We start from the raw sequence: 26,067 nt of genomic DNA on the forward strand, positions 1-26,067 counted from the left end.
ATAATAATAAAAAGTTTGAAAATAATTATAACCATAGAATATAGCAAGAGGCCTACTCATAATGAACACAACCCATGTCAAATCAAAATACCTTATTGCATCCGCACCATTTAAACCACCCGGCAGAGAAGAGCCCAGCCGTATCCTGTTTGCAACACGAAGTGGAAAAACTTTCCTAATAAAAGAAAAAACCTTCCAAGCATTAGAGCAAAACATGCTCGAATCCATTCCACCAGAAATCATTGAACAGCTAGTAGAGTGTGAGGCACTTATCCCACCTACTGAAAACGAATTCGAACAGATTCTTCAAATAAATCAAAGTGAGAACAAAAAAAACACCACACTATCAATAACCATACAACCCACAGCAAATTGCCAGCTCGGTTGTCATTACTGCGGACAAAGCCATAGCAAAGATAATATTACACAAGACCTTAGCATTAAAATGCTAGACAGGATAAAAAGCACGATTAGTAAAAATTCACATCAGTATCTTCATATAACATGGTATGGTGGAGAGCCAATTTTGGCGTTAAAAAAAATCCAATCCATTAGTAATAATCTGATAGAGTATTGCAATGAGAATAATATAAAATATGATGGGTTTATGATTACAAACGGACTCAGCCTTAAGCCGGAGGTTTATAAGAAACTAGCATCCACAAAAATAAATCGATTTCAAATAACAATCGATGGAGTTGAACCTATACATAACGAAAACCGGCCATTAAAGAATGGGAAAGGGAGCTTTTCCACAATCATTCACAACATTGAACAAGTAACATCACTTTCCGAGTACTCTGGAAACAAAAGCCATATCATAATTCGCATCAACATAAATCAACACAACCAAGACTCAGTTACTGAATTAATCGACTACTTATCAGAAAAGAATTTACAAAAAAAAGGGATCAGCCTATCCTTCAATCCAATATCAGACTGGGGCGGAAACAATGCTGATCGAGACAGTCTAAGCGCGGCCGATTTTAGCAACAAAATGATTAGCTGGATCATATATGCAATCAATAAAGGCTTCGCCGTTGGCCGCCAAATTCCAGATCGAAGCTTTGCTCCATGCATGGTAGTAATGCCAGACAACGAGGTGTATGATGCATTTGGAAATATATATCCCTGCTATGAGTTTCCTTACACAGCCCAGTACGAGAAACCTGAATATAAAATTGGCAACTTACAAACCATTCAGCTGATTAAAAATGACAAGGCAATAACTCGAGAATGGTATAAAGACATTCATAAAAATATGTCTCCCTGTCCAAACTGCCCACTTTTCCCAGTTTGTGGAGGAGGATGTGCTAAACACTGGTACAACGGCAAGAGCGGCTGCCCGTCATTCAAGTCAAACATTCAAGAACTTTTATTACTAGACTATTGGATGACAATCAAAAAGAACAACCTCGCTCATAAAGAAAATGCAAATCCATCAGAAATTCTATTCAATGTCCAGTCCTGACATAGGTTGACACCTGCCAGCGCGCCGCATGCGCTGGTCAGATGCTCGCGACAGACGCCCGATGTACCTCATCGGGCGTCTTGTATTTCAAGCCCTGGTGAGGGCGCTCCTGGTTGTAGATCCTCACCGACTGCTCCACCATTTTCCTCGCCTGCTGCAAATCGGCTGGGCGATGCAGCAGCAGTTCGCCTTTTAGAATGCCGTTCACCCGCTCTGCCAGGGCATTCTGGTAGCAATCGTAGCCATCCGTCATTGAGCACATCAGCCCGTGTCGTTCGTGGATCTGCTGATAGTAGGCCGAACAATACTGAATGCCGCGATCGGAGTGGTGAATCAACGGCTGCCGTGAACGTCGCGTCCGCAAGGCCATTTTGAGGGCTCCGCTGACTTCCTCCGCCTGCAGGCTGTCATGCACGTGATACCCAACAATTTTCCTTGAGTAAGCGTCAGTCACGAGACTCAGGTAAGCAAACCGCTGCGCTGTCGGCAAGTAGGTGATATCCGCCACCCAGACCTGCTCCGGCCCCGTCGGGACGACTTGGTGCGGCCCGGCCTTGAGCAGATTAGGATGGCGGTAAAAGCGATGGTGACTGTGTGTGGTCTTATGGTACGCCCGCTGCGGCACGACCAGCAGGCGGGCTGTACGCAACAGATCGAACAAACCGTCCCGTCCCAGCTTGATCCCCGCTTCCGCCATTCGCGATTGCAGCACATGGTGCAGCTTCCGCGTTCCCAGTCGGGGCTGGCGCAAGCGCACGTCCCTCACCCACGCGATCACTTTGCCATTCCGTTCGGCACGATGGCTTTCGCTTTGGCGGCGCTTGTAATAGGCCTGGCGGCTCAGCTGGACATATCGACAGGCCCGGCCCACGCTCAACCCCTGGACGAGCCTTTGGGCAAGGACCTGCCCGAAGGCTTTTTTACTACGCGCACCCCGTAGTCTTTCTTCAAGACCTCAAGCATCGCTTCGAATAGCTGCGCCTTCTCATTGGCCTCTTTGAGTTGGGTTTCCAGTTCCTTGATCCGCTGTTCTGGCGTCAGCGGCTTGTTGCCTTGATTCCCCATCGCGATCCCCTGGGCGCTACGGGAGGGCTGGGCACTCCAGTCCTGCAAACCGTGCTTACGTAACCATACCAGCACCGTCGAACGACCTTGAATACCATAGCGGCGTTGCGCCTCTTTGTAAGTCAGTTCGCCTTTTTCTACCTGCTCTACGACCGACAGTTTAAAAGCCAGGCTGTAGTCTTGCTGGGTACGTTTAATCCTTGATTCCATGTGACTCTCCTTCGTTACGGCGAAAAAGTGTCAACTTATTCCAGGACGGGACAGGCACAAGGATGTAAAAAAGGCGCGTCATCGACGCGCCTTTTCTTTCACTACAAAACTCTACATGATCACTTCAACCGAATACGGCGCAGCACTTCTTCCTTGCCGATCAGCGCCAGCACCGCGTCCACCGACGGGGTCTGGGTGGTGCCGCACACCAGCACGCGCAGCGGCATGCCCAGCTGGCCCATCTTGATGCCTTCGTCGGCGCAGAAGGGCTTGAACAGCTCATGGATGCTCTCGGCGGTCCAGGCTTCCAGCGCGGCCAGACGGTCGGCGAAGCGGCCCATGCGCGCTACAGCGTCACCGGCCAGATGCTTCTCCACATCGGCGGCGGCCGGCTCGCGCTTTTTGTAGAAGTAATCGACTTCCAGCGCCAGCGCGTTCAGATCCTGCACGCGCTCCTTCACCAGCGCCAGCACGTCGCCGATGGCCGGGCCGCTCGTCGTATCCACATTGGCGGCGGCCAGGCGCGGCGCGATCAGCCCGGCCAGACGCGCGTTGTCGGCGGCCTTGATGTGTTGGGCGTTCAGCCACATGAATTTTTCTTGGTTGAAACGGCTGGCGGACGGGCTCACCGCCTCCAGCGTGAACCACTCGACGAACTGCTCCATGCTGAAGAACTCTTCGTCGCCGTGGCCCCAGCCCAGGCGCGCCAGGTAGTTCAGCAGCGCTTCCGGCAGAATGCCCTTGTCGGCGTAGTCCACCACGCTGACCGCGTCGCGGCGCTTGGACATCTTCTGGCCGTCTTCATTCAGGATCATCGGCAGATGGCCGTACACCGGCAGCGGCGCGTTCAGCGCCTTCAGGATGTTGATCTGGCGCGGAGTATTGTTGACGTGGTCGTCGCCGCGGATCACGTGGGTGATCTGCATGTCCCAGTCGTCCACCACCACGCAGAAGTTATAGGTCGGGCTGCCATCCGGGCGGGCGATGATCAGATCGTCCAGTTCCTGGTTGCCGATTTCGATGCGGCCTTTCACCGCGTCGTCCCAAGCCACCACGCCGTCCAGCGGAGTCTTGAAGCGCACCACCGGCTGCACGCCTTCCGGGACGGCCGGCAGGGTCTTGCCGGCTTCCGGACGCCAGCGGCGGTCATAACGCGGCTTCTCGCCGCGCGCTTCCTGCTCGGCGCGCATCGTTTCCAGCTCTTCCTTGCTGCAATAGCAGTGGTAGGCATCGCCGGAAGCCAGCAGTTGCTGGATCACTTCCTTGTAACGGTCGAAACGATGGGTCTGGTAGAACGGGCCCTCATCGTAGTCCAAGCCCACCCAGTGCATACCGTCCATGATCGCCTTCACCGATTCCGGCGTGGAGCGCTCCAGATCGGTGTCTTCGATGCGCAGCACGAACACGCCCTTGTTCTTGCGGGCAAAGGCCCAGGAGAACAGCGCGGTGCGCACGCCGCCGATGTGGAGATAGCCGGTGGGACTGGGAGCGAAACGGGTACGGATCATGATGGATGGGACTCTAAAGAAACGCAAAGGGGCTTATTGTACGCTGCCAACAAAACAGCCCGCAAACGCGGGCTGCAGAAACTTTATCAAGCCATCCAGGCGGCCATGGAGTTGGCCGGCATCATTTCCGCCAACAGCCACATCGCAGTCAGCGCCAGCAAGGCCGCCATGCTGCAATTAAACGCTTTCAGGCGCGGCGGAGAATCCAGAAAGCGGCGGATCGCCACGCCGGAGCCGGCCCACACCGCGATGCAAGGCAGGCTGGTGAAAAAAGTGATCAGCGCGAACAGCGCCGCGGCATGCCACGGGTTCATATGCGCCGGCAGAAACACCATCACCAGATTGAAGCCCATCAGCCATACCTTGGGATTGAGCCAATTGAACATCACGCCGCTGATGAAGCCCATCGGCTTGGCGCCGGTTTCGCCGCCCTTCACGCTGCCGGCGCGCGCCATGCCCCAGGACAGCCACAGCAGATACGCGCAGCCGGCGATGGCCAGATACAGCTGCAGAGACTCCATCGCCGACATCAGAGCGCCCAGACCCACGCTCAGGATGCCGACTTGCAGCGACAAGCCGAGCGCCATGCCCAGCAAGGACGGCAAAGTGCGGGAGAAACCGAAATTCACGCCGGACGAGGCCAGCACCAGATTATTGGGGCCCGGGGTGATGGACATCACCAGCAGGTAAGTGACAAGCGCAAGCAGATTCATGACCACTCCAAAACCGCAACCGGCCCATGCCGGCATTGACGAGGCACCGCCCCGATTCATGGCAGCCATATTAAGCGTTTGGACTGGACAATTACAGATTCAGAAAAATAGAATTGAGACCATAACAGTTTTGAGATTGCCAAACTGTTATGGTTACAAACGCCACCAACTGTACCGACAGGAGCAGCGCAACATGAGCGCAGAGCCGCTATACCAACAGCTGGTCAATGAATGGACCACCCTGATCCAGGACGGCACCGTGCGGCCGGGCGAACGGATGCCCTCGGTGCGCAAGGCCTGCGCGCTGCACAAGGTCAGCCCGTCCACCATTCTGCAAACTTACCGCACCCTGGAAGACCGCGGCTTGATAGAGGCGCGGCCGCAATCCGGTTTCTACGTCAAATCGGCCGCCAGCCTGCCCTTGCCGCGCATGCGCCGCCAAAGCGCCGCCCACCATACCGGCGAGGTGGTGGACCAGATCGAGGCGGTGATGGGCGCGCAAACGCGCGAGGACTTCATCGACCTGTCCTTGGCCAGCCCGCGCGGCAGCGACTTCTACCCCACCACCCGCTTCAAGCACATTATGGGCCGGCTATTGCGCCAGCACCCGGAACTGACCACCGACTACCCCTTCCCGCCGGGATCGGAAAGGCTGCGCCGCCAGATCGCCCAGCGGGCGGTGGGCTGGGGCTGCGTATTGGCGGCCGAAGACCTGGTGATCACCAATGGCTGCACCGAAGCGCTGCAAATGGCCCTGCGCGCCACCTGCAAGCCGGGCGACACCGTGGGGGTGGAATCGCCCACCTATTTCGCCATGCTGCCCATGCTGAAAGACCTGGGCCTGTCGGTGATCGAAATCCCCACCCACCCAACCAGCGGTTTGGCGCTGGACGCGCTGGAATTGTTATTGTCGGAAAAAAGGCTGAACGCCATCGTCGCCATGCCCACCGTGCACAATCCGCTGGGCAGCACCATGCCGCCGGAAGCCAAACAGCGGCTGGCGCAATTGGTCAACGACTATCAAGTGCCCTTGATCGAGGACGTGCCGCACGCCGACCTGTTCTACGGCGCGACCACGCCCGATGCGGTGAAAGCCTACGACCGCGACGGCTGGGTGCTGCTGTGCGCCAGCTACAGCAAAACGCTGGCGCCGGGCTTCCGCATAGGCTGGATCGCGCCCGGACGCTTCCTCAGCGCCGTGCGGCGGCTGAAATTCTCCAGCAGCCTGGGACAGCCGGCGCTGCTGGAGGAAACGCTGGCGGAATATCTAGAGAGCGGCGGCTACGACCACCACTTGCGGCTGATCCGCCGCCATTTCATGAGCCAGATGGAAAAACTGCGCGGCGCGGTGGCGCAGCATTTCCCGGCCGGCACCCGCGCCACCCTGCCTTCCGGCGGCTGCCTGCTGTGGGTGGAGCTGCCCAGCCACGCCGACACCATGCAATTGTTTCAGGCCGCGCTGGCCGAACGCATCACCGTAGTGCCGGGCGCGATGTATTCCGCCAAGGGCCGCTATCGCAACTGCTTGCGCTTGTCTTGCTGCTACCCCTGGAACGAAGCTTACGAGCGCGCGCTGATCAGAGTGGGAGAATTAGCGGCGGCGTCCTGAGCCGCCGCCGGCGGTCAATCGTCGTTGGCGGCGGCGGCCACGACAGCCTTGCGGCGCGGAGGAGAGGCGGGAATCAAGCTGGCGTTCAGGGCCGCGATGTCCATGAACTCATGCAGCATATCCAGGCTGCGCGTAGTCGTTTCCTGTTTGACCAGGATGTTTTTTTCCTGCATCGACAAGGTTTCGCGGATCGCCGCCAAGATCTCGCTCTTGCCCCGCAGGGCTTTGTCCTGCTCCACCTCGTCCAGTTTATGGAAGAGATGCTGGACTATCATCCGCGGCGAGCCATCGCGCTCCTGCTCCGCCTGCTGCTCATAGCTCTTCAACAAATCGTCGATTTCGCGGGCGATGATCTGGACTTGCGGCTCAGGCTTGACCTGCTTGCGCTCCCAATGCGATACCGCCACCTTGCGGCGGCCAAACAATTGGGCGAAGGAATCCTGATTGATGGACAAGCGCAAACGCAGTGTCGGCATATCCACCTGGCCGAACGGAAAACGCTCGGGATGCGCCGCATACCAGCGCACCAGATTGGCGATCGCCCCATCCACCGGCTTGTCGGCGTTTTTCTTGACGATGGTAGACCAGCGGCCGTGGGTTTGAATGCCCAGCGCCGCCAGCGCCTGCGCCACAGTGGCGCCGAAATACTCTTTGAACACATCCAGATCGCTGCCGACGATAGGCCGCTCATCCGGGAAAGTCAGCACCGCCGGCAAGCCCGCCTGCCAAGCGCCGCGCGCCATGGTTTCCTGCGCGCCGCCAAAAAGGGAATGTTGTTCCGCCATTTCTACCCCGATACGATTATGCGGCTTGCCGCCGCAGAATCGTCGGAGTATACCCCAGGCCGGCCATGCGCAGCTTCATGCCGCGCTCATTGCTGGCGGGCATCGCCCAGCAAGGACTGGAAAGCTTCGCCGGTGACCCCGGGCGAAAACAGAAAGCCCTGCCAACAATCGGCGCCCATGTCCTGGATCGCCGCCAATTGTTCGGCGGTTTCCACGCCTTCGCACACGCTCTCCATGCCCAGTTCGCCTATCATGCGGATCAGGTTTCGCATGATGGAATAGTCGCGCGGCGAAACCAGTATCTGCCGGGTCAAGCTGCCATCGATCTTGATCCGCGTCGCCGGCATGCGCCGCAGATACTCCATCACCGAAAAGCGAGTGCCAAAATCATCAATGGCGATGCCCAAGCCCATGTCGCGCAATCGCGAGGCGACATTCGCCATCAAGCCGATATCCTGGTGACTGTAAGATTCCGTAATTTCCAACTCCACCCACTCGGGAGCGACCTCCACCTCCTCCAGCAAGGCCGCCACCTTGCTCGGCAAACCTGCCGTCATCTGCCTTCCTGAGAGGTTGATCGCCAAACGAAAACCACTCTCGAGCGAAACCGCCCGCCGCCAGCGCAACAACTCTCGCAAGGCCGCAGACATGCTCCAACCGCCCAACTCGACGATAAAGCCATTCCGCTCGGCCTGCGGAATGAATTCCGCCGGGCTAACCGCTCGTCCAACGACGCTGCTGTTCCAACGCATCAAGGCCTCGGCGCCGACGACCCTCAAGCTCCGGCAACATAGCTGCGGCTGATAGCACATTCGGAACTCGCCGGCGCGCAGAGCACTCGACAGCATGGTCAGATCGGGCAGAGGCGCCGCTTCACGCATCAAGATGTTTCCCCTCCGCCTCCTCCCCCCTTGTCAGACGCGCAATCACCGCGACGACATCGGCGACAGTGCGCATCGCTGCGACATCCTGAGCCTGGATATCGATGCCAAACTCATTATTCAGACTCAAAACCATATCCAGCAGCTCCATCGAGTCAGCGTACAAATCGTCAACCAAACGCAGATGCGGAAGCAGCCTGGCCTCCGCCCTGCCCAAACTGACATGCAACACGCGCCTCACTCTGCCCTCCATCTGCGTGGAGATGGTTGCATTATCTACACTTCCTAACACATCGCTCTCCGCCTTATATTTGGAAAAACGCTTTTGCCGTTTCCATACATGCCGTAATCGTGCTGCTCAATACCTTCACCAGATTATCGAATATCGAGTTAGCATTGCTGTATTTCTGCGTCAGCGTTTGCAAAGTGTTTTTCAACTGTTCAGCTTCCGAATCGAACCCTGATTTCCAGGCCTGGAATTTTGCGCTGTTCATTTCTGTATCCAAGCCATCTCCATCCAGAGAATGAATCATGACCTGTAGCACGCCATTATCGGCCCCGTCCTTAGCTGACCAATCCGTATTGACATAAATTTTGTTATTCCAATACCAAAAGCCACCCGCCTTGGTATCCTGAGCCGCTTCTTTTCCTGTCAAATCCTTGAAAAACTCCGCCGCCTTTTCTCCAGTATAAAGAACTTTATCTTCTTTACTAAATTCATCATTCAGCGTTTTCAAGGCCCCCTGTATTTTATCCTTATCAATCTTTACCTTATCACCCTTATCCCCAGCATCGTGAACCCATCCACCTAAATTTGCCAACACATTAGAGCTGAATTTTTTATAAAACTCAGTATAGCCAGCAACAATCTCCTGATATTTCAACAAATATTCTTTATTTATATTTCCAATATAACCAGCCACATCCCCCCACAGCTTGAAGTCGCCAGAAGCGAGGATATCAGCTCCTTCACTTGATGAGCCGCTTTCAAAAGCAGCCCTTTTAAACCTTGCCGATCGCGCGAAGCCTTCTGTTTCCGGCATGACAAAGCTTGCTTTCGGGAATCGTGCCAAGGGCAAGCCTCCCGCATCCAGTCCATGCATAGCCCCACTCAACTGATGCATGGCCAGATTTTTAGCCGCCACATCATCAGATGATGGCACATTACCGGCAATAACCTTTTCCGAAATTGCACGTTGCGCACTACCTAAGCTACGCGCTTTCTTCCCTGCATCTTGCAAAAGACTCAACTCATTGCCAGATAATGGTTTGTCTCCTTGAGACGCTGCAGGGAGGACATTACGCCTATCCTCATTTGCATTAAAATTATCTGACGTCCAAACCGCCACAGGCGCGCCGCCCAATCTCTCTAGCATATTTTTTGCGCCACATGACTAGCCGCGCCATCAATACTGTCAATCAACTTTCCGACAGCGCCAAACAACTCTTGTATAAAATCGCCCATGGATTTTTTGGCATCTGCGGCATCCTGCGAGGTTCGTCCCCACATTTCAGCATCCGCGCTAAAAAGCATGGAGTCCGCATTAAACGATGCCGACATGTATTGAAAGGGCGCAGAAAGCAAAGCCCCCGTCGGCGTTGCCAAATTCATCATGGTATCGCCCCTTGTTTTTGCCAGTTCAGCCTTAAACTTAAGGTCCACTTCAAAACCATCGGAATGATCCTGTGCTTTCCCACTTTTCCCTGCAGGCATCAGATCTTTTTTTTCCATTGAAAGATTGAAATCTCTTTCTTTGCTCAACCCATTCGCTTTCATAAGACCGCCTCCCATGCCTAGCGAAATCCCTGCCGCCCCTTGAAAAACTGCGCTCATCATATTGGCAATGCCTTCCGCCCGCTTTGCATCCGCAGCCTTCTCCGTCGAATTGAATTGCAACTGAGCAAATTGTCCGCTCAACTTGGCGTCTACTATTTTCATCTTAGCGGCTATCTCTATAATCAATATCAACATATTGATCATTGGATTCGACATGCCGGCAATATTAATATCATCGCCTCCATTGATATCGACTTCCACTTTAAGTTTAGCTTTCCAAGGAGTGATACTGTCTGTGTTTTTCTCCGCCACCGGCGTCGCCAACCCAGGCGCATCTTTTCCTATCACAACCTCAACATCTACCTGCACCACATCAGCAACTCGACCAGGCTTGGCAGGAAGCGGATCATTGCTGGAGTACGTGTGATCATCCATCACCACACATTGGGAAAACCCTAGTTTGAGCGCGACATCCATGGCAATCTCCTAATTACGCTTTTGTTTCTCTGAGAACGAACTTGCCTGCTTCCTCATTCTTGGCGATATACCCGGATATGGTAACCACCATATCCTGAGTCCCCTGGAATGCCTTATTAAATGTATCGATAGACTGCTGAATCCATTCTTTTATTTGATCCATCGATGCCTTTGCCACCATAAAATCAGCAGTCGCATCTGCCTTATGCTTCTCAGCAAATCCCTTCTCTATATCTGTCCCCCCCTTGAGCACAACCCCTCCAGTTTGCGCATAGTTGGCGCCACGCTCAATGAGGTTTTGTGTCTCTTTATCTCCACCGCTCATGAAGTTTTGGAGCCGCTGCGTCGTCTTCCCCATGCCTTGGCTTACCCCAGTTCCCAAATCCTTTAGAATTTGGGGCATAAATTTCCCTAGCTTATCCGCTATCAGGTCTGTCATCTTGGATGCCATATTATTTACAGCCCCCCTCCCCACCATTGATACTGCCGCCACCATGACTAATGCCACGACCACGCTAGCCAATGCATTGCCGACAATATCGGCCGTTTCTTTATCCACACCAAAAGCCATCAGGATACCGCTAAGCATTTTCCCAAGTTTTTCCATCAGGGGCTTAATAATATTGTCCATCAAAGGCTTCAAAGCCGCTTCTATGAATGACTTCCCCGTAACCGCCTTGCATACCTCATCCGCGGCCATCAACGCCAAGCCCACCACAGCTAGCGCCAAAGTAGCCCCTCCGGTGAAAATAGCGCCAACCACGCTTACAAGGGTCACCAAAAAACCGAGAATCTTACCAATACAACCCAGGGCTTCAGACTTCTTTTCCTGCTTATCAATATCCTCCGCCTTCTTATCCATTTCCTTTATTCTTGCATCTTGCATTGCTTTGAATATAGCCAGATCGTTATTTAAGCTTTTTTCACTATCCTCACCCATCGTTTTACTTGCATCCGCCAACAATAACGTCATCTCAGCCAAATTTCCAAGATGGCGCTTTCCATTGGCGACTACCGCATCATTATCCACTCCCGCCTTATTGCACTCGGTTAGGCAAGCATCTGCTTTATTTGCCGCCGCTGTCGCTTTTTTTTCAGCGGCATCTAAAGCCGTTTTCAAACCATTAACTGTCTTTTCAGCCGATGTGACTTTAGCCGTCGCACTCTCTACTGCATTTTTAGCGGTTTTGTACTCGTCACTCTCTTTGTCCACACCTTTCTTATCAAGATCATCCAGTTTACTCTTTGCACCCCCCTCATCACTCACCGCATTGTCATAAACGCTGCGCGCTGTTTCATATTCGCTTTTACTGCTCTTATAATCACTCGTCGCAGTTTCCGAATTGTTTACAGCGGTCTCAAACTCATCCGATAGCTTTTTCCCGCTTTCCTGAGCAGACTTCATTTGAGCTTTGTAAATTTCAAGCTTCGACTCCAAATCCTTAACATTCGAGTCTCCGATAAGACTGATTAACTCGGCTAAAAATTTTGCCAAGACGCCAGAGCGACTCAGCCGAGGTGGCGGGGACAAATTAGGCGCATTGGAAGGTGTGCTATCTACAGTGCCATTATCTCCATCCACCGTAAGCATTTGTTCATGAACAGAGTTTACATTTGCAACATAATTATCATCCTTACGAACCTGACCATGAACAACCGTTTTAACAGCATCATAATTTGACCCACCTCTATCAACCGCCCAGTTCATACCCCTTCCTCCTCAGGCTCCCGACTCTCATTATCCACCTCAGCCATGGCTTCCAAATACAGCTTGGCTTTACCCTTTAAAGGTTCGTCATCACTGTACTCGCAAACCAATTCAAAGCATTGCTTCGCCTTGGCTGCTTTCTTCATCATCAATTGGCACTGTCCTAAAAAGAAGACAGGCTTATAATCATCCTTTGACTGTGCGAATGCCAATCCATACAAATCCGAAGCTTTTTGATAGTTTTTTCTTAATTGACTGACTGCCGCCATCCCCATAATGTAATCAGGATTGTAAAAGTCATAGATGCACAGGAATTTAAAGAAGACTTCCGCATCATCCAGCCTGCCCTTGTTGTAAAAATCATAGGCATAGGCATACAACCCATCCATCATCTCCTGCGGAATGCCGTGCAAGTCTTTCAAAGTCGCGCCTTCATTAATCGCTTCCCAGATCAACTCCGCCACGCGCTCATCATTCATTTCATTAGCCTGATCCATCACTTCACTCCTAGATAATTGATCTCAAGCCGGGCTGATTGGCCTTTTCCAATCCTGTTCATGCATCGAGCGTTCCATTCCATGCATTAAACCCGGTTAAACCATCATTCACATTCAAGAATCGCTCATTTCCGCGGCAAGCACGGTCGATGCGTCCATTTCGGACTGAACGCTGCCCGCGTTCTCCACTTCTTCCAACCACACCAGCAAGCGCAAGACCGCGTCGATTTCCTTAAGGCTGATGAAGGAGTAACGCCTGTGAGTGGCGTAAATTCGTCGCGCCAGCGCAATATCCTGCACCACTGGCACGCCTACTTTCTCCGCATACGCCCGCACCGCCAGCGCGCGCTGATTGGTTTCCAGCACTGACACCAGCGGAATCGGCGACAAGTCCGGCCGGAAATAAATGCCGACGGCGATGTGCGTGGGATTGGCCACCACCAGCCTGGAGCTGGCCACATCCGACTTCACTTGCTCGGACAGAATCTCCATATGTACTTCGCGACGGCGCGACTTCACTTCCGGATTGCCGTCCTGCTCTTTCATTTCCCGTTTCACCTCCTCCTTTTCCATCTTCATGTCCTTCATGAACAAGAAGTATTCGGCCAAGGTATCCAGCACCACGATCAGCGCGATGCAGCCCAAACAGGTCAACACCAGCGACAGCAATAGTTCGCGCCAAACTGTCGCCAGATTGGCCGGCGTGCCGTAAAGCTGGGCAAACAGCAGCACCTTGTGCTTATTCCAGACCACCATGCCGGCCACCATGAAGCTGGCCAGATACAGCAGCGCCTTCACCACCTCCTTGACGGTCCGCAGGCTGAACAAGCGCTTGACGCCCTCCACCGGATTCAAGGCCTCCCAGTTCAGCTTCAAGGCCTCGGTAGCGAGCACGAAGCCGCTGAACAACAGGGAGGGCAAGGCGGATGACAGAATGCAGACCAGCAAAACCGGCAGCATCAGCTTGGCGCTGAGCCACAGCACCGCCAGCGCATAACCATGGATTTCGAGTTGAAAACGATGAGCGACCGCCTGGCGGAACATGCCCATCACCTCGACCAGCGAGCCGAAGGACACCAGGCAAGCCACGCCGGCCAGCGTCATGCAGCAGATAATCAGGTCGCGCCCTTTAAAGGACTGGCCTTTTTTGGCGGAATCGCGCAGCCGCTTATGAGTGGGTTGTTCGGTTTTTTCTGCCATGTCAGCTCGGCGCGGGCAGCCAGACGCTCAAGGCGGCGGGATGAACAGAAAGCTGCCCCACCGCGCGCGACAGCACCGGTTCGAAATACAGCAGCAGGATGATCAGCGCGACCAGGCTCTTCACCGTCATCGCCACTGAAAAAGCATTGAGTTGCTGGGCGAAGCGAGACAACAGCCCCAAAGTCATTTCGGTCAGCAACAAGGCGGCGATCATGGGGCTGGCCAGCACCACGGCCTTGCCCATGATCCGCCCCGCCACGCCCAGCACCGGCTGCAAGGCAGGCATGCCGGCGGACAAGGGATCGCACAGCCGGTAGCTTTGCGCGAACATCTCCAGCATCAGCGCCATGCCGCCGCCTTGCAGATAGATCACCGCCGAAAACAGATTGAACAGATTGGCCAGCTCCGAGGTATCGACACCGTTGGCCGGGTCCACGCTGCTGCTGAAGGTGGCGCCGCGCTGGTTGTCGATGACGCTGCCCAGAACATGGAACACCCAGAACGGCCAGGCCAGCAGCACGCCCAATAGCAGGCCTATCATGGTTTCCCGCAGCAGCAGCAGCGGGAACGGCGGCATATCGACAGGCATGGCGGCTCCGGCCTCATGCGGCCATACGCCCTGCGCCACCAGCATGGCGATGGCGCTGCGGGCCACCCCGGTCAACACATTGCTGTTCAAAAACGGCAAGATGAAGAACACCGGCCCCACGCGGGCAAAGCCCAGCGCCGCCGTCGCCGCCCAGCCATGAATGTCGAAATACAATCCCGCGGCCATGCGGCTATCCCTTGCGCAGCGCCAGCCGCATCGCCTCGTGCGCGAAGCCCAGCAGCGTTTCGCCATACCAGCCCGACAATAAAAACAAGCACAGGCTGACGCCGACCAATTTGATGCCGAAAGGCAGGGTTTGCTCCTGCAGCTGGGTAATCGTTTGAAACAGGCCGATCAGCAAGCCGATAACCGTCGCCACCACGACGGGCCCGGCCGACATCAGCAACACCAGGTACAAGGCGCGGTTGCTGGCGAAAACCAAGTCATTCATTCCGCGCCCTCCTAAGCCGGCACATCCAGATACTGTTGCACCAGCCCCTTGGACAGCAGCGTCCAGCCATCCAGCGCCACAAACAGCACCAGCTTGACCGGCACCGAGATCGTGACCGGGCTCATCATCATCATGCCCAGGGCCAGCAACACGCTGGAGATCACCAGATCCACCACCACGAAAGGCAGATACAGATAAAAGCCGATCTTGAACGCTCCCTTGATCTCGCTGAGCGCGTAAGCCGGCAACAGCGCGAAAATCGACGCCGGCTCAGTAGAGGCCACGCTGGCCGGCTCCGCGCCCAGCCGCTGGGCCTGGGCTTTTTCAAAGAATCGCACCAGCTCCGGCTCGGCATACTTTTGCAAATACGAGCGGTAGCCTTCCATGCCGTTCTGCACGAAATCGCTTATCGAATCGATGCTGGCGAAGCTGACGTGTTCGTCTCTATAGTATTCATAAGATTGCTGTGCAATAGGCATCATAACGAACATTGAAAGCATCAAGGCGATGCCATTGAGCGTCATGTTGGAAGGCACTTGCTGCAGGCCCATCGCGTTGCGCACCATCACGAACACAATCGAAAACTTGATATAACAGGTGCCGGAGGCGATCAAGAAAGGCAGCAGCGTGGCAAACGCCATCAAGGCTATCAGCGAAATATCATTCGACATCGTCGACGCTCCCCAGCCATTGCTCCAGCTCCACGCCCATGCGGCCATCCAGTTGCACCAGCTCGCCCCGCCCCAATAGCGCGCCGTTGGCCCTCACCTCCACCCGGCGCTGCGCGTCCGCCTCCAGCGGCAACACGCTGCCTTGGCATAAAGCTTGCAGTTCCTCCAGCGTCAACTGGCTGCGCTGCAAGACAAACTCCACCCGCACCGGCAGGCGCTGAAAATCGGATACCGCTTGCTCCTCGTCTTGCGCCATATTTTCTTGTTGCCAAGTCATCGTGATCCCCTCATCCAATTGTTGAAAACGCCCCACCACCTGGCCTTGGCACGCGACCACGGCGCTCGCATTCTGGATCAGCAGGCAATCCCCCGCCGCCACGCTGCGCAGCAGGCCGAGCGACATTCGGCTATGGCCCAATACAAAGCACAAGGGGAAGGACAAGCGCCGCAGGCAGGCGCCCCAAGCAGCGGAGGCCTGCAGGGGCGCTTCGACGCGGTCCAGCCACAACTCGCCCAGCGGAGTTTCCACTCTCAGCATGTCGCCGGCCGGCAAGGCGTCTCCCGCCACGATCGCACCCACCCGCAGCCGGCGGCAGGCCAGCTCCGGCATAGGCCATTCCTGCGGCTGCGCGCTGGCGGCGATCAGCTCGGCCAACAATCCTTCCGACGCCGCGCCGCTGGCCAGGCCAGCCAGTTGCGGCGACAAGCGCCGCAGGCAATCGCGATGCTCCAGCCAGCCATGCCAACGACGCTGCTCATCGCCCAACGGCAGCCATCTTCCGGCGCGTGACGGCCGCGCGATCTCCGCCTCCAGTCCTATTCCGCGCCAGCGCTCAGCCATCGCCGCCAGGTGGATAGCCTGGCTATTCACTCGCCGCAAACGCAACATCATTCATCCTCTTCGGTTTCGCCCTGCCGCGGCGGCGCATCGCGCCGGCCTTCTCCCTCTCCCTGCAGCAGCCGCCATTGCTGAGGATCGCCGGATGCCCATTGCTCGCTCAAACGTTGCGACACCAGGCTGTCGGAGGGTTGAAGCTGCAGTTGCCAACCAGAGGGACTGTTTTCCGCCGTGATTTTCACCGCATGCTCCTCCCCCCAGCTTTGAAAACGAAAATTCATGCCCGATGGAGATTTGTCCGGTTCCGCAGCCTGACGGCTCTGCGGCGGCAGTTTTTTCGCTGCGGGAGACTGGGGCGCTTCGGATTTACTCCCGCGCGACAGCGCTGGCCGCGGCCCCCAAACGCCTGCCTCAAAGCCGCCTGGCTCCAGCTCATGCGCACGCTCGCTTTTACGGGATGGCGCATCCGCGCCGCGCGTTTCCGGGATGAGGCCGGCCTCTCGCGTAAGCCCCCTAGGGCTCTGCTCTGCCGACTCGGCGAATAGCTTCAAGACGCTGCCTTGGAAAGCGCCAGCCTCCCCAGGCAAAACGGGGGGCAAAGGCGCGGGCAAATTCAAAGCGGACGAAACATCGCCCGCCGCGGGCTCCCGCATCACCGCGGCAACAGCCGATGCGCCGCGAGTCGGCGCCACCTCCGGCTGCCTCGTGTCGGCATTCGTCTCAGCCTGGACTGACAACGCAACGGCAGGCGCAAGTTCCGCCTCTGCGTAATGGATTGCCGACCTGGCGGGCGCAGGCGCATGCGGCGCGATGGACTCCGCCTCCCGCTTGCTTTGATGCAGGCCCGCCCTCGCTACGTGCTTTAACTCCGGCTGGCGCGCCATGCCGCCAGGAACGTCCGCCAGGCTCTCCGCCCTCCCTATCGTTTCGTGCCCTCTTTGCAAGTCAGCGAAATGGGCCGCGATGGATTTTGCGGATGGCGGATTCGACGCATGCTGGTCTAATGCCGCGCCCTGCGCGCGATGATCAGCGGGGACGACTGACCCCGCCCTGACCGGCTGAGCGTGCCCCGATTGCGGCTGCGGCTGCGCTGTACGACGCGGCAACCCGCCGGTTCCGACTGCATGAGCGTGGAGCGGGCTAGACCGGATCGCATTTTTGGCGCCAAGCGGATGCGCAGGCGGATCCAGCAAAGGACTAGGCGACAAAGAGACGCCGAGTCTCTCAAGCGGCGCGACATGGCTGGCGGACTTGACGCTGGCGATGCCTCGCCGCTCTTGCGCCTGGGCTCCCGCTTGCGCAGGTTTGAGCTGGCGCGGCGCCGTTACCGCAGCTGGAATGGCCGCGTGCAGCGCTGCCCGCGTCGTCACGCCGGGCAAGCGAGGCGACGGCCCGCCCACATTGCCCAAACCCAGCGCGGCAGACGCAGCCGCCGCGTTCAACTGGGCCGTCGGCGCCTGACTCTCGACATTGGATCTGTCCACACTTGTTTCCGCCTCCGGAAATGCATCGGCTGCGCGCGTAGACGCAGCGCCTGATGGCGGCTCCGCCGGCATGGCAAACGACTCCGCCACCCGCGGCGCTTCGGCCAAATATCTTATCGGCGGCGCATACGCCAGCCACGCGCACGCCTCTTCAGCCGCGGAATCCAAGCGCTTCTTGCCACGCTCCGCTTTCGATTTGGCGATGCGCTCGAGTGCTACCACGCCGTCGGCGTCTTCTCCCAACGATGCGGCCCGCCCATGGCCCGCGCCCGGCATCACGATGCCCATTTTGTCCTCTCCTCCAATTCGCTCTCTTCTCGACTCAGCATTTCCAGCCGCCGCAGTCTGCGCTGCGTCCTGGCCCAACGCTGGTACTTATCTTCTTTGCGCAGCCAACTTTTTCGCAGCGTGGTTTGCGCCTCCTGCTCCTGCCTCACTTCGCCGCGCGCCTCACGCAAGCGGTCCATCTGGAAATCCAGGTCTTGCATGCGATGGCGCAAGACGGCTTGCGTCCGCTGCCAGGCGAACAACTCATCCCGCGCCATCACTTCGCCGTCCGGCCGCTGCGCCAGCAACAGTTGGCGCATGCCGTCCTGCTGCGATTTCATCGCTGCGATTTCCCGCTCAAGATCGGCATCGCGCCGCGCCAATTGCGCCAAGGCCTGTTCGCAGCGCGATTGCGCCAGTTCGCAGCGCCGCAGCAGCGCGCCTATCTTAGGCAACAAGCTCATGCATGCCTCGCAGCGTGGCCTGGAATGGCGAGTGCTGATCCATGGGCTGGCGCAGCCATTGCCGCAGCGCGTCCCGCGCCTTCATCGCCTTGTCGTTGTCGGCGTTTTCTCCGGCCCGGTACTCGCCCAGGTCGATAAAGACTTGCAGCTCCTCCAGCCGCGCCATCAATCCCCGCACCGCCGAAGCCGCTTGCTGATGCGCCCGCTCCGTCACTTGTCCGGCCACCCGGCTGGTGCTCTTGAGCGCGTCTATGGCCGGGTAATGGCCTTGCCCAGCCAGCTTGCGGCTCAAATAAATGTGGCCATCCAGAATCGAGCGGATTTCATCGGCCAGCGGATCCGGCTCGTCGTCGCTTTCCAGCAGCACGGTATAAAAAGCGGTGATGCTGCCCTGGCCCATGGCGCCGGGCCGCTCCAGCAGCCGCGGCAGGCTGTCGAATACCGAGGCGGGATAGCCGCGCCGCGCCGGCGGCTCCCCTGCCGCCAGCGCCACATCGCGCAGGGCGCGGGCGTAGCGCGTCATCGAGTCGACGAACAGCACCACTTGCTTGCCTTGCTCGCGGAAATGCTCGGCCACCGTGGCGGCCAGCAAGGCGGCGTTGCAACGATCCACCGAGGAATAATCGGACGTGGCGTACACCAGCACGCAGCGCTCGCTTTTGTGCGACTGCCGCAGGGCCTCGACAAACTCGGTCACTTCGCGGCCGCGCTCGCCCACCAGGCCGATCACGAACACATCCGCCTCGGTCTGCTCGATCAACATATGCATCAACATGGTCTTGCCGCAGCCGGCCGAGGCGAAAATGCCCACCCGCTGGCCGATGCCGCAAGTCAGCAAACCGTCTATCACCCGCACGCCGGTCAACAGCGGCTGGCGTATGCCCACCCGTTGCGAATACGGCGGCGGATCGACGTCGATGCCGCGCCGGCCGCCGGCCAAACCGGCGGATTCGCAAAAGCGCTCGACGATCTGGCCGGTGGGGTCGATCACCGCGCCCAGCGCGTCATCGCCTATCCAGGCCGACAAGGCGCCACCGGTGGGTTGCAGCACCGCCTCGCGCGACAAGCCGCGGGCATTGCCGATCAGGCTTAGCACCGCGCGCGGGCCATGAAAACCCACCACTTGGGCGCGCGCCACCACCTCGCTGTCTTGCCAGCTGCGGCGGATTTCGCACAGCTCGCCTATCGCCACATCCGGCAGCAGCGCTTCGATGATGGGGCCGGACAAGCGCAGCGGATACGCCAACCTGCGCAGCAGACGCGGCGGCTTCATCGCTTGCCCCCATGAAGCCAGCGTTCAGCGGCGGCTCGGTTTGGTTTCCAGCTGCTTTCCATCATTCCCCACTCCCGCTTAAATGGTCTTGATCACGCTGACCGACACGCTGTCGGCGATTTCGCCGAACGACACCACTTCCAGGTCGTGGAAGCGGGTTTCGACTAATTTCTTGATAAAGCGGCGCACATCCACCGAGGCCAGCAGCACCATGTCCTTATTGGACACGCCCAAGCTGCCCAGCCCCGCGCCGAATAAATCCATCAACTCCTCAGAGGTGGAAGGATCAAGATTGAGAAAGGCGCCCGCGGAAGTCTGCCGCACGCCCTTGCGCACCACGTCTTCCACCTCGGCCGACACCATCACCGCCCGCAGCTCATTGCCCTGGGCGAATTTGTGGCAGATGTAGCGGGCCATCGCGCCGCGCACATGCTCGACCAGATTGATCACGTCCTTCTCGCGCGGCGCCCACAGCGCCAGCGCCTCCATGATCAGCTTCATATTGCGCACCGAAATCCGCTCGGTCAGCAGCCTTTGCAACACCTCGGCGATGCGCTGCACCGTAGCGTGGCGCAGCACTTCCTTAAGCAGATCCGGATAGCGGCTTTCCAGCTGATCCAGCATGTGCTTGGTTTCCTGCACGCCGAAGTATTCGTTGACATGGCGCGACAACATGGCCGCCAGGCATTGGTAAAACTCGTCCAGCGCCGGCCGCAGCTGATAGCCCAGCTTGGCCAGCTTGTCCCGCTCGGACGGTTTCACCCAGGCGCTTTGGCCTTCTTGCTGACGCTCGAACACCGGCTTGACCCCCAAGGCTTCCAGTTCGTCCGAATAATTGATGATCTTGAGCAGGTCGAAATGCACGGCGAACTCTTCGGCGCGCACCTCGTTGATCAGCAGCGCCACGCGGTTGTCCGCGACATTAGGAGAGTCGCGCAACAGCATCTCAGGCAAGCGCACGCCGTAATCGATGAAGAACTGGCTGCGCAGACGCTCGGCCAGCTTCAAGCTTTCCAGCTCCGCGCGCCGCGACGGCGCGACCAGCAGAATCAGCGGGATGGTTTCGGTCGCCACTTGGTCCAGGTTTTCTATCAAGCGCAAGGAGCCGGCCTTATCCTCCGCGCCGGCGCCCCCGGCAGGAGCGGATGGCGCGGCGGACTTGCCCGCTTTGGCTGGCTTGGCCGGCTTGGGCGCCCCATCCTGTCGTCCCGCCGCGCCGGCTTGAGGAGCCGCGGCGGACTTTTCACCTCGCCGCCGGTAGTAAAACAAGCCGCCCAGCGCGGCGGCCAGGATCAAGAACACCAACATGGGGAAGCCCGGCAGCATGCCCACCGCCAGCGCGATCACCGCCGTCACCACCAGCACAAAGCGGTTGCCCAACAACTGGACGATGATGTTGCGGCCCATATTGTCGCTGTCGCCATTGACGCGGGTGACGATGAAGCCGGCGCTGATGGCGATCAACAGCGCGGGAATCTGCGCCACCAGGCCGTCGCCTATGGTCAGCATGGTATAGGTGGACAAGGCGTTGGACAGGGTCATGCCGTGCTGGGACACGCCCACCGCGATGCCGCCGACAAAGTTGACGAAAATCACGATGATGCCGGCGATGGCGTCGCCCTTGATGAACTTCATCGCGCCGTCGAAGGAGCCATACAACTGGCTTTCGCGCTCCAGCACGCTGCGCCGCTCGCGCGCCGCGTCGGCGTCGATGATGCCGGCGCGCAGGTCGGCGTCGATGCTCATCTGCTTGCCGGGCATGCCGTCCAGCGAAAAACGCGCCGCCACTTCCGCCACCCGCTCCGAACCCTTGGTGATGACGATGAACTGCACCACCGTGACAATGGAAAACACCACGAAACCCACTGCCAGGTTGTCGCCAATGACGAACTGGCCGAAAGTGGCGATGATCTCCCCGGCGTCCGCCTCGATCAGAATCAGGCGGCTGGTGCTGATGGACAAGGCCAGGCGGAACAGCGTGGTGATCAGCAGCACGGAAGGAAAGGTGGAAAAACTCAGGATGCGGTCGATGTAGAACGAGCCCATGAACACCAGCACCGCCAGCACGATATTGAGGCCGATCAGGAAGTCCACCAAATAGGTGGGCAATGGGATGATCAGCATCGCGATGATCATCACCATCAGCACCAGAATCAGCAGCTCCGGCCGCGCCCGCGCGCCGCTCAATATAGAATTCAACACCGTTCATCCATCCAGAAAATGCAGACGCGCGCGTCTGACAAAACATGCGAACCCAAGGGCAGCGGCATCATTGCTCTCTGCGCCGCTCGATCTGCTCCTGCCGATAGGCGATATTGGCCAGATAGCGGAACTCCTCCAGCAAAGCTTCCTGCCACTCCTCATCCGGAAACAGCCTGGGCGGCAGCGCTTTGCACGCTTGATACAAGGCTTGCAGCAAGCCGGAGCGGTCGGCGTGGCGGCTTAGCAAGGCGGTGTCGCCCACCGTTTCCGCCAGCAAGCCATCCAGTTGCTGCGGCGTTTGCAACAGCGACAGCATCAACAGCAGCCAGTCCGCCTCGCTGGGGTTGAAGCGGCAAACCAGAGGATTGGCCAGCAGGCGTCCGACAAACAGCAAATCCGCCGAACGCAGCAGCTTGAGCTGAGTCAGCCGGCCCAGCAGACTGCCGAACTCCAGCCGCGAGCAGCTGGGGTCCAGCGAATCGATATCCGCCAGCAGCGCGCCCTCTACAAAGTCCAGCACGGCGCGGCGATGCTCGAAGCCATAGCTCGCCACCCAGTCTTGATAGATCTCCGACTCCGCGCCCTCGCTTTGCAAGAACTGCCGATAGCTCGCCCGCAGCAGGCTGGGGCTCATGGCCAAGGCCGCGCCGAACAGCCGCGCTTTCAGCGCGCTGTTGATGCCCGCCTTCAGCGTCTGCGGGTCCGCCTCGGCTTCGGCCTGCTTCAAGGCCTCGCGCAGGCGCTTGCGGGAGGCCTCATCCAACTGTTTGCGCCGCGCCAGCTGACGCAGCACCAATACCAAATCGCTATCGTCGGGAAACTGCCGGCGCGCCTGGTTCAGCAGCTCCTCCGCCGAAGCGTCGGGCGACTGCGCCATATTGAGAATGCCCTCGGCCTTGGATTCGACGTCCTCCTCCAGCACCCGCTCGAAGCTGTCCGCCAAGCTGCTGCGCTTCTTGTCGTAATCGCGGCGGTTGCGAAACTGGGCCAGCATCGCCGCCATGCCATTGGCCGACTTCGCCGCGCGTTGCTGCAAAGCGGCCGGACTGGCCGCCTCCGCCTGCTCGGCCTCGTTTAATTCAGCCTGGGCTTGTTGAGACTCGTCTTGATGCACGGGCGCCTGGCGCGCTTCACGCTTAGCATCCAGCTGCGCCTGTTGCCTGGCGGTGCGCAAGGCCGAATGGGCAAGCGTCCTGCCGCTAATGTCCACCGGTCCAGCTCCCGCGCCGTTCCAGGTAGTCGCGCACTTTCTGCTGCAAGGGATCGACGTCCAACCCGCTTTGGCTGGCCAGGCCGGCGGTCATCTCCGCCGCGTCCGGCTTGAGCGGCTCGGTGATTTCGCGCGGCTGGATCAGGAATACCCGGACGGTATTGGTCAGGTTCTGATGCCGGTAGCGGAACAGCTTGCCCAAGATCGGCGCATCGCCCAGCAACGGAATCCGGGCCTGGTCGTCGCTGCTGGAGTCGCGAGTAAAGCCGCCTATCAACAAGCTCTTTCCCTGCGGCATCCGCGCCACCGTGCTGATGCGGGTGCGCCCCACCTCCGGCGTGGCAGCGTCCTTATTGCCCTGGCTGTAATCGGGCGGCCGCGCCTCGCGGCCATCTTCGATATTCAGCGCCATCTCGATCTGGCCGTCGGCGGAAAAACGCGGCAAGACGCTCACCAGCGTGCCATAGGTGACATGCTGCAAATCGACGCTGCGCTCTCCTTCCAGCTTGGTGTAGAAGGTGCGGTTATTGTCGAAGATGGCCGGCACGTTCTCTTGGGTCAGCAACACCGGGCGCGATACCACATTCGCCTTGTTCTTCTGCGACAGCGCCATCACCGAAGCGAGGAAGCGGGTGCCGTCCAAAGTGCTGAACGAGCCCGCGCTGTTGAAAGTCATGCCCAGGCGGCCGCCCAGGGAAACCTGTCCGCGCCAGTCCACGCCCAGCTGGTCCAGATCATCCTTTTCCATATCGATAATCCACAAAGACAGCTCGACGTGGCGTTTGGCCACATCCAGCGCGGCCACCAGCCGCTCGATGAAGCGCACCTGCTCGGCCGTGCCTTTCACCAGCAGGCTGTTCGTATCGGGATAAGCGATCACCTTGATATCGCTGGCCGCGGCGACATGGGCGAACGGGTCCGTCGCCTCTGCGGCAGGGTTGGCCTTGGGCTTGGCGTCGCCCGGCAAGGGCAAAGGGGGCAAACCGGCCGGCATGGGCAGATTGGCCAAGGCGTCCGCTGCCGGCTTGGCAGGCGCGGCTTCCGCAGCCGCCACCGGTTTGCTCTCTCCCTGCAACAGTTTTTCTATCACCGTGGCCATGCCGGGAATGACGATTTTCTGATCGCGCATCTCATAGCTACGATCGCCGACAAAGGTATTGTTGAGACGGATCACGCCGATTTTCTGCCGTCCCAGATCCATGCCTTCGCTTTGCTGATCCATGAAACTGGCGGCATTGCTGACCAGGTCCACGTAGACCGGCGGCCCGGAAAGATAAAAGGTGCCGCTGCGGTTATCGCCGCGCAGCGGATAGCGCTTGTCGTACAAGCCCGATTTGCGCAGGAAGTCGTTCAGCGTAGCCAAGGGCACATTGCGCAGCAACACTACCGAGTTGCGCATCTCTCCGGCATCGTAGACATAAATGGATTGGCTATCGCCATACCAGATCAAGCCCAATTGCAGCGTCAACTTTTCCAGCAAGGCCTGGGGGTTGCCCAGATCGAACTCGCCGCTGACCTGTTTGCGCGCCGCGCGCGCGCTGAGGATGACCGGCTTTTTCAATTTTGAGGCGATGGCGTCGAACACAGAACGCAAGCCATCCTGACGCGCCACATAGCCCGCGCCCCGGCCAGGACTGTCCTCAGCCGCTTGCGCCAATGGCAAGCCCATGCCTGCACACAACAAGGCCATGACCGCAAACCTGTTCATTTAACCGCCAGCTGAATCAGATTGGACAAACCGCGCGGGGAAACACCCAACAGGCCTTTCACTTCATTGGAAAAATGGGCCGGCGAGGCATAGCCGTGCTTCAACGCCAGCCGAGTCAGATTTTCCTCGCCGCCCACCACGTCCAGCATGCAGCGCGCCGCTCGCCAATCGCGCAACGACGCCTTGGCGGCATTGCCCAGCGCATGGCGGCACAAACGGCGGAAATGCGAAGTCGACACCCCGTAGCGATCGCCCAAAGCTTGCAACTTGTCGCCGCGCGCCGAATGCGACAACAAAAACCGCACCAGCCAATAGCTTTCGTTGCGGCGCAATTGCGCCAACAGGGGCGCGACGGTTTGTTCCCGCGACAAAAGCTGCCCTAAAAACCAATACTCCAAACGCCGCCGATCGGACCAGATGGATAAATCTTCCAGGAACAGGCGCTCGCAGCGCGCGTCTGGATTCACCGTCGGCAAGGCCCGCGCCTCATCGATGAAGGCCAGCAGCTTGGCCAAGGTTTCCAGTTGAACCGCGTGGAAGCTCAAACAACCCGACACCACCGTCACGCGGACATGTTCCAACAACAGCAGCCCCTGCCAGCCAGGAGGCAACTGCCATTGCGCCTTGCCCCAAGCGCCGGACAACCTCAACTCCGCACCCGGCTGGGCTAGCGGCAGCAATAGCCAAGCCGCCTGGCCGGACACCTCGCGGCGGCAGGCCGTTTCTATCGTTTGCATCGGGTGAAGCATATGGTTGTCTGTCATCGCGCCTGTCCTGGCTGCGGCAAATGCCGGGATGACAGCAGTTTAGGGCGGGAGAGAAAGGGGAATCCTGATGGGAATGTGATGAAGCGCGTACTCCCGCCAAGAAAACTTCGCTGCAGCCAAGTTCACCTGGATAGCATCGCACCAAAGTGATGGAAACAGAACGCCAAACGCGTAGCAGGCGCTTCGCGGGGATGAATGGCACTCGGGCATGAGTATAGGGGCTGTCAGAAATCTGGTTGATT

The 26,067-nt window shown here is 58.1% G+C and carries 24 protein-coding genes; 2 read left to right on the forward strand and 22 right to left on the reverse strand.

The window, feature by feature from the left end; genetic code table 11:
- Positions 1 to 61 precede the first annotated feature (61 nt).
- A complete protein-coding gene (locus tag NKT35_RS21495) occupies positions 62 to 1,471 on the forward strand; it encodes a radical SAM/SPASM domain-containing protein (protein WP_254297117.1) in 1,410 nt (469 codons plus the stop codon).
- Positions 1,472 to 1,508: 37 nt separating this feature from the next.
- Here NKT35_RS21495 and NKT35_RS21500 read toward each other — a convergent pair.
- From NKT35_RS21500 to NKT35_RS21510, 3 genes are all read right to left on the reverse strand, one after another.
- A protein-coding gene (locus NKT35_RS21500) for an IS3 family transposase (protein WP_254294910.1) occupies positions 1,509 to 2,746 on the reverse strand; the annotation gives its coding sequence in 2 pieces (ribosomal slippage) (positions 1,509 to 2,393 and positions 2,396 to 2,746; 1,236 coding nt in all).
- Positions 2,747 to 2,865: 119 nt separating this feature from the next.
- Positions 2,866 to 4,257 carry a glutamate--tRNA ligase gene (gene gltX / locus NKT35_RS21505; protein WP_254301422.1) on the reverse strand — a complete coding sequence of 464 codons (1,392 nt, stop codon included), beginning with the start codon at positions 4,255 to 4,257 and terminating at the stop codon, positions 2,866 to 2,868.
- 83 nt (positions 4,258 to 4,340) lie between these two features.
- On the reverse strand, positions 4,341 to 4,967 hold the full coding sequence (locus tag NKT35_RS21510) for a LysE family translocator (protein WP_254297119.1): 627 nt from the start codon (positions 4,965 to 4,967) through the stop codon (positions 4,341 to 4,343).
- Positions 4,968 to 5,160: 193 nt separating this feature from the next.
- On the opposite strand from NKT35_RS21510, the gene NKT35_RS21515 reads away from it, so the two are divergent.
- Positions 5,161 to 6,576 carry an aminotransferase-like domain-containing protein gene (locus NKT35_RS21515; RefSeq protein WP_254297121.1) on the forward strand — a complete coding sequence of 472 codons (1,416 nt, stop codon included), beginning with the start codon at positions 5,161 to 5,163 and terminating at the stop codon, positions 6,574 to 6,576.
- Between the two features lie 14 nt (positions 6,577 to 6,590).
- Here NKT35_RS21515 and NKT35_RS21520 read toward each other — a convergent pair whose 3' ends face one another.
- From NKT35_RS21520 to NKT35_RS21610, 19 genes are all read right to left on the reverse strand, one after another.
- Positions 6,591 to 7,361 carry a hypothetical protein gene (locus NKT35_RS21520; RefSeq protein WP_254297124.1) on the reverse strand — a complete coding sequence of 257 codons (771 nt, stop codon included), beginning with the start codon at positions 7,359 to 7,361 and terminating at the stop codon, positions 6,591 to 6,593.
- Positions 7,362 to 7,447: 86 nt separating this feature from the next.
- Entirely contained in the window at positions 7,448 to 8,242 is a 795-nt protein-coding gene (locus tag NKT35_RS21525; protein ID WP_254297127.1) for an EAL domain-containing protein, read from the reverse strand.
- Positions 8,235 to 8,495: an acyl carrier protein gene (locus NKT35_RS21530; RefSeq protein WP_371926517.1), complete on the reverse strand. Its 261-nt coding sequence runs from the start codon at positions 8,493 to 8,495 to the stop codon at positions 8,235 to 8,237. Before NKT35_RS21530 ends, NKT35_RS21525 begins: the two co-directional genes overlap by 8 nt.
- 52 nt (positions 8,496 to 8,547) lie before the next feature.
- Entirely contained in the window at positions 8,548 to 9,618 is a 1,071-nt protein-coding gene (locus tag NKT35_RS21535; RefSeq protein ID WP_254297130.1) for an IpaD/SipD/SspD family type III secretion system needle tip protein, read from the reverse strand.
- A complete protein-coding gene (locus tag NKT35_RS21540; protein ID WP_254297132.1) occupies positions 9,612 to 10,496 on the reverse strand; it encodes an IpaC/SipC family type III secretion system effector in 885 nt (294 codons plus the stop codon). The genes NKT35_RS21535 and NKT35_RS21540 overlap by 7 nt, the downstream gene beginning before the upstream one ends.
- 13 nt (positions 10,497 to 10,509) lie before the next feature.
- Entirely contained in the window at positions 10,510 to 12,204 is a 1,695-nt protein-coding gene (gene sctE / locus NKT35_RS21545) for a type III secretion system translocon subunit SseC family protein (RefSeq protein ID WP_254297134.1), read from the reverse strand.
- Positions 12,201 to 12,701, reverse strand: a complete 501-nt coding sequence (gene sicA / locus NKT35_RS21550; RefSeq protein ID WP_254297136.1) for a type III secretion system translocator chaperone SicA — start codon at positions 12,699 to 12,701, stop codon at positions 12,201 to 12,203. Before sicA ends, sctE begins: the two co-directional genes overlap by 4 nt.
- Positions 12,702 to 12,815: 114 nt before the next feature.
- Positions 12,816 to 13,901: an EscU/YscU/HrcU family type III secretion system export apparatus switch protein gene (locus NKT35_RS21555; protein ID WP_254297139.1), complete on the reverse strand. Its 1,086-nt coding sequence runs from the start codon at positions 13,899 to 13,901 to the stop codon at positions 12,816 to 12,818.
- Position 13,902: 1 nt separating this feature from the next.
- Entirely contained in the window at positions 13,903 to 14,676 is a 774-nt protein-coding gene (gene sctT / locus NKT35_RS21560) for a type III secretion system export apparatus subunit SctT (protein ID WP_254297142.1), read from the reverse strand.
- Between the two features lie 4 nt (positions 14,677 to 14,680).
- On the reverse strand, positions 14,681 to 14,941 hold the full coding sequence (locus NKT35_RS21565) for an EscS/YscS/HrcS family type III secretion system export apparatus protein (RefSeq protein ID WP_254297148.1): 261 nt from the start codon (positions 14,939 to 14,941) through the stop codon (positions 14,681 to 14,683).
- Positions 14,942 to 14,952: 11 nt separating this feature from the next.
- Positions 14,953 to 15,612, reverse strand: coding sequence for an EscR/YscR/HrcR family type III secretion system export apparatus protein (locus tag NKT35_RS21570; RefSeq protein ID WP_254297155.1), 660 nt, complete (start codon positions 15,610 to 15,612; stop codon positions 14,953 to 14,955).
- Positions 15,602 to 16,504, reverse strand: a complete 903-nt coding sequence (locus NKT35_RS21575; protein WP_254297163.1) for a YscQ/HrcQ family type III secretion apparatus protein — start codon at positions 16,502 to 16,504, stop codon at positions 15,602 to 15,604. The genes NKT35_RS21570 and NKT35_RS21575 overlap by 11 nt, the downstream gene beginning before the upstream one ends.
- Positions 16,501 to 18,222: a SpaN/EivJ family type III secretion system needle length determinant gene (locus tag NKT35_RS21580; protein WP_254297170.1), complete on the reverse strand. Its 1,722-nt coding sequence runs from the start codon at positions 18,220 to 18,222 to the stop codon at positions 16,501 to 16,503. Before NKT35_RS21580 ends, NKT35_RS21575 begins: the two co-directional genes overlap by 4 nt.
- Positions 18,210 to 18,665 carry a SpaM family type III secretion system protein gene (locus NKT35_RS21585; protein ID WP_254297176.1) on the reverse strand — a complete coding sequence of 152 codons (456 nt, stop codon included), beginning with the start codon at positions 18,663 to 18,665 and terminating at the stop codon, positions 18,210 to 18,212. The genes NKT35_RS21580 and NKT35_RS21585 overlap by 13 nt, the downstream gene beginning before the upstream one ends.
- Positions 18,649 to 19,938, reverse strand: a complete 1,290-nt coding sequence (sctN, locus tag NKT35_RS21590) for a type III secretion system ATPase SctN (protein ID WP_254297180.1) — start codon at positions 19,936 to 19,938, stop codon at positions 18,649 to 18,651. The genes NKT35_RS21585 and sctN overlap by 17 nt, the downstream gene beginning before the upstream one ends.
- Before the next feature lie 78 nt (positions 19,939 to 20,016).
- Positions 20,017 to 22,140 (reverse strand): EscV/YscV/HrcV family type III secretion system export apparatus protein, encoded by a 2,124-nt coding sequence (locus NKT35_RS21595; protein ID WP_254297183.1) that lies wholly within the window; start codon positions 22,138 to 22,140, stop codon positions 20,017 to 20,019.
- A 67-nt stretch (positions 22,141 to 22,207) separates the two neighbouring features.
- Positions 22,208 to 23,350, reverse strand: a complete 1,143-nt coding sequence (sctW, locus tag NKT35_RS21600) for a type III secretion system gatekeeper subunit SctW (RefSeq protein ID WP_305883442.1) — start codon at positions 23,348 to 23,350, stop codon at positions 22,208 to 22,210.
- Positions 23,340 to 25,058 (reverse strand): type III secretion system outer membrane ring subunit SctC, encoded by a 1,719-nt coding sequence (sctC, locus tag NKT35_RS21605; RefSeq protein WP_505190931.1) that lies wholly within the window; start codon positions 25,056 to 25,058, stop codon positions 23,340 to 23,342. Before sctC ends, sctW begins: the two co-directional genes overlap by 11 nt.
- Positions 25,055 to 25,822, reverse strand: a complete 768-nt coding sequence (locus tag NKT35_RS21610; RefSeq protein ID WP_254297185.1) for a helix-turn-helix domain-containing protein — start codon at positions 25,820 to 25,822, stop codon at positions 25,055 to 25,057. Before NKT35_RS21610 ends, sctC begins: the two co-directional genes overlap by 4 nt.
- Positions 25,823 to 26,067 lie beyond the last annotated feature (245 nt).

The organism is Chromobacterium sp. IIBBL 290-4, assembly GCF_024207115.1.
Lineage (GTDB): Bacteria > Pseudomonadota > Gammaproteobacteria > Burkholderiales > Chromobacteriaceae > Chromobacterium.

What these genes read in the sequence shown, in the direction of transcription:
- NKT35_RS21495 (WP_254297117.1), top strand. Translation starts at nt 62, where the DNA reads ATGAACACAACCCATGTCAAATCAAAATACCTTATTGCATCCGCACCA.
- NKT35_RS21510 (WP_254297119.1), bottom strand. Translation starts at nt 4,967, where the DNA reads ATGAATCTGCTTGCGCTTGTCACTTACCTGCTGGTGATGTCCATCACC.
- NKT35_RS21515 (WP_254297121.1), top strand. Translation starts at nt 5,161, where the DNA reads ATGAGCGCAGAGCCGCTATACCAACAGCTGGTCAATGAATGGACCACC.
- NKT35_RS21520 (WP_254297124.1), bottom strand. Translation starts at nt 7,361, where the DNA reads ATGGCGGAACAACATTCCCTTTTTGGCGGCGCGCAGGAAACCATGGCG.
- NKT35_RS21525 (WP_254297127.1), bottom strand. Translation starts at nt 8,242, where the DNA reads ATGCGTGAAGCGGCGCCTCTGCCCGATCTGACCATGCTGTCGAGTGCT.
- NKT35_RS21530 (WP_371926517.1), bottom strand. Translation starts at nt 8,495, where the DNA reads ATGGAGGGCAGAGTGAGGCGCGTGTTGCATGTCAGTTTGGGCAGGGCG.
- NKT35_RS21535 (WP_254297130.1), bottom strand. Translation starts at nt 9,618, where the DNA reads ATGCTAGAGAGATTGGGCGGCGCGCCTGTGGCGGTTTGGACGTCAGAT.
- NKT35_RS21540 (WP_254297132.1), bottom strand. Translation starts at nt 10,496, where the DNA reads ATGGATGTCGCGCTCAAACTAGGGTTTTCCCAATGTGTGGTGATGGAT.
- sctE (WP_254297134.1), bottom strand. Translation starts at nt 12,204, where the DNA reads ATGAACTGGGCGGTTGATAGAGGTGGGTCAAATTATGATGCTGTTAAA.
- sicA (WP_254297136.1), bottom strand. Translation starts at nt 12,701, where the DNA reads ATGGATCAGGCTAATGAAATGAATGATGAGCGCGTGGCGGAGTTGATC.
- NKT35_RS21555 (WP_254297139.1), bottom strand. Translation starts at nt 13,901, where the DNA reads ATGGCAGAAAAAACCGAACAACCCACTCATAAGCGGCTGCGCGATTCC.
- sctT (WP_254297142.1), bottom strand. Translation starts at nt 14,676, where the DNA reads ATGGCCGCGGGATTGTATTTCGACATTCATGGCTGGGCGGCGACGGCG.
- NKT35_RS21565 (WP_254297148.1), bottom strand. Translation starts at nt 14,941, where the DNA reads ATGAATGACTTGGTTTTCGCCAGCAACCGCGCCTTGTACCTGGTGTTG.
- NKT35_RS21570 (WP_254297155.1), bottom strand. Translation starts at nt 15,612, where the DNA reads ATGTCGAATGATATTTCGCTGATAGCCTTGATGGCGTTTGCCACGCTG.
- NKT35_RS21575 (WP_254297163.1), bottom strand. Translation starts at nt 16,504, where the DNA reads ATGATGTTGCGTTTGCGGCGAGTGAATAGCCAGGCTATCCACCTGGCG.
- NKT35_RS21580 (WP_254297170.1), bottom strand. Translation starts at nt 18,222, where the DNA reads ATGGGCATCGTGATGCCGGGCGCGGGCCATGGGCGGGCCGCATCGTTG.
- NKT35_RS21585 (WP_254297176.1), bottom strand. Translation starts at nt 18,665, where the DNA reads ATGAGCTTGTTGCCTAAGATAGGCGCGCTGCTGCGGCGCTGCGAACTG.
- sctN (WP_254297180.1), bottom strand. Translation starts at nt 19,938, where the DNA reads ATGAAGCCGCCGCGTCTGCTGCGCAGGTTGGCGTATCCGCTGCGCTTG.
- sctC (WP_505190931.1), bottom strand. Translation starts at nt 25,058, where the DNA reads ATGAACAGGTTTGCGGTCATGGCCTTGTTGTGTGCAGGCATGGGCTTG.
- NKT35_RS21610 (WP_254297185.1), bottom strand. Translation starts at nt 25,822, where the DNA reads ATGACAGACAACCATATGCTTCACCCGATGCAAACGATAGAAACGGCC.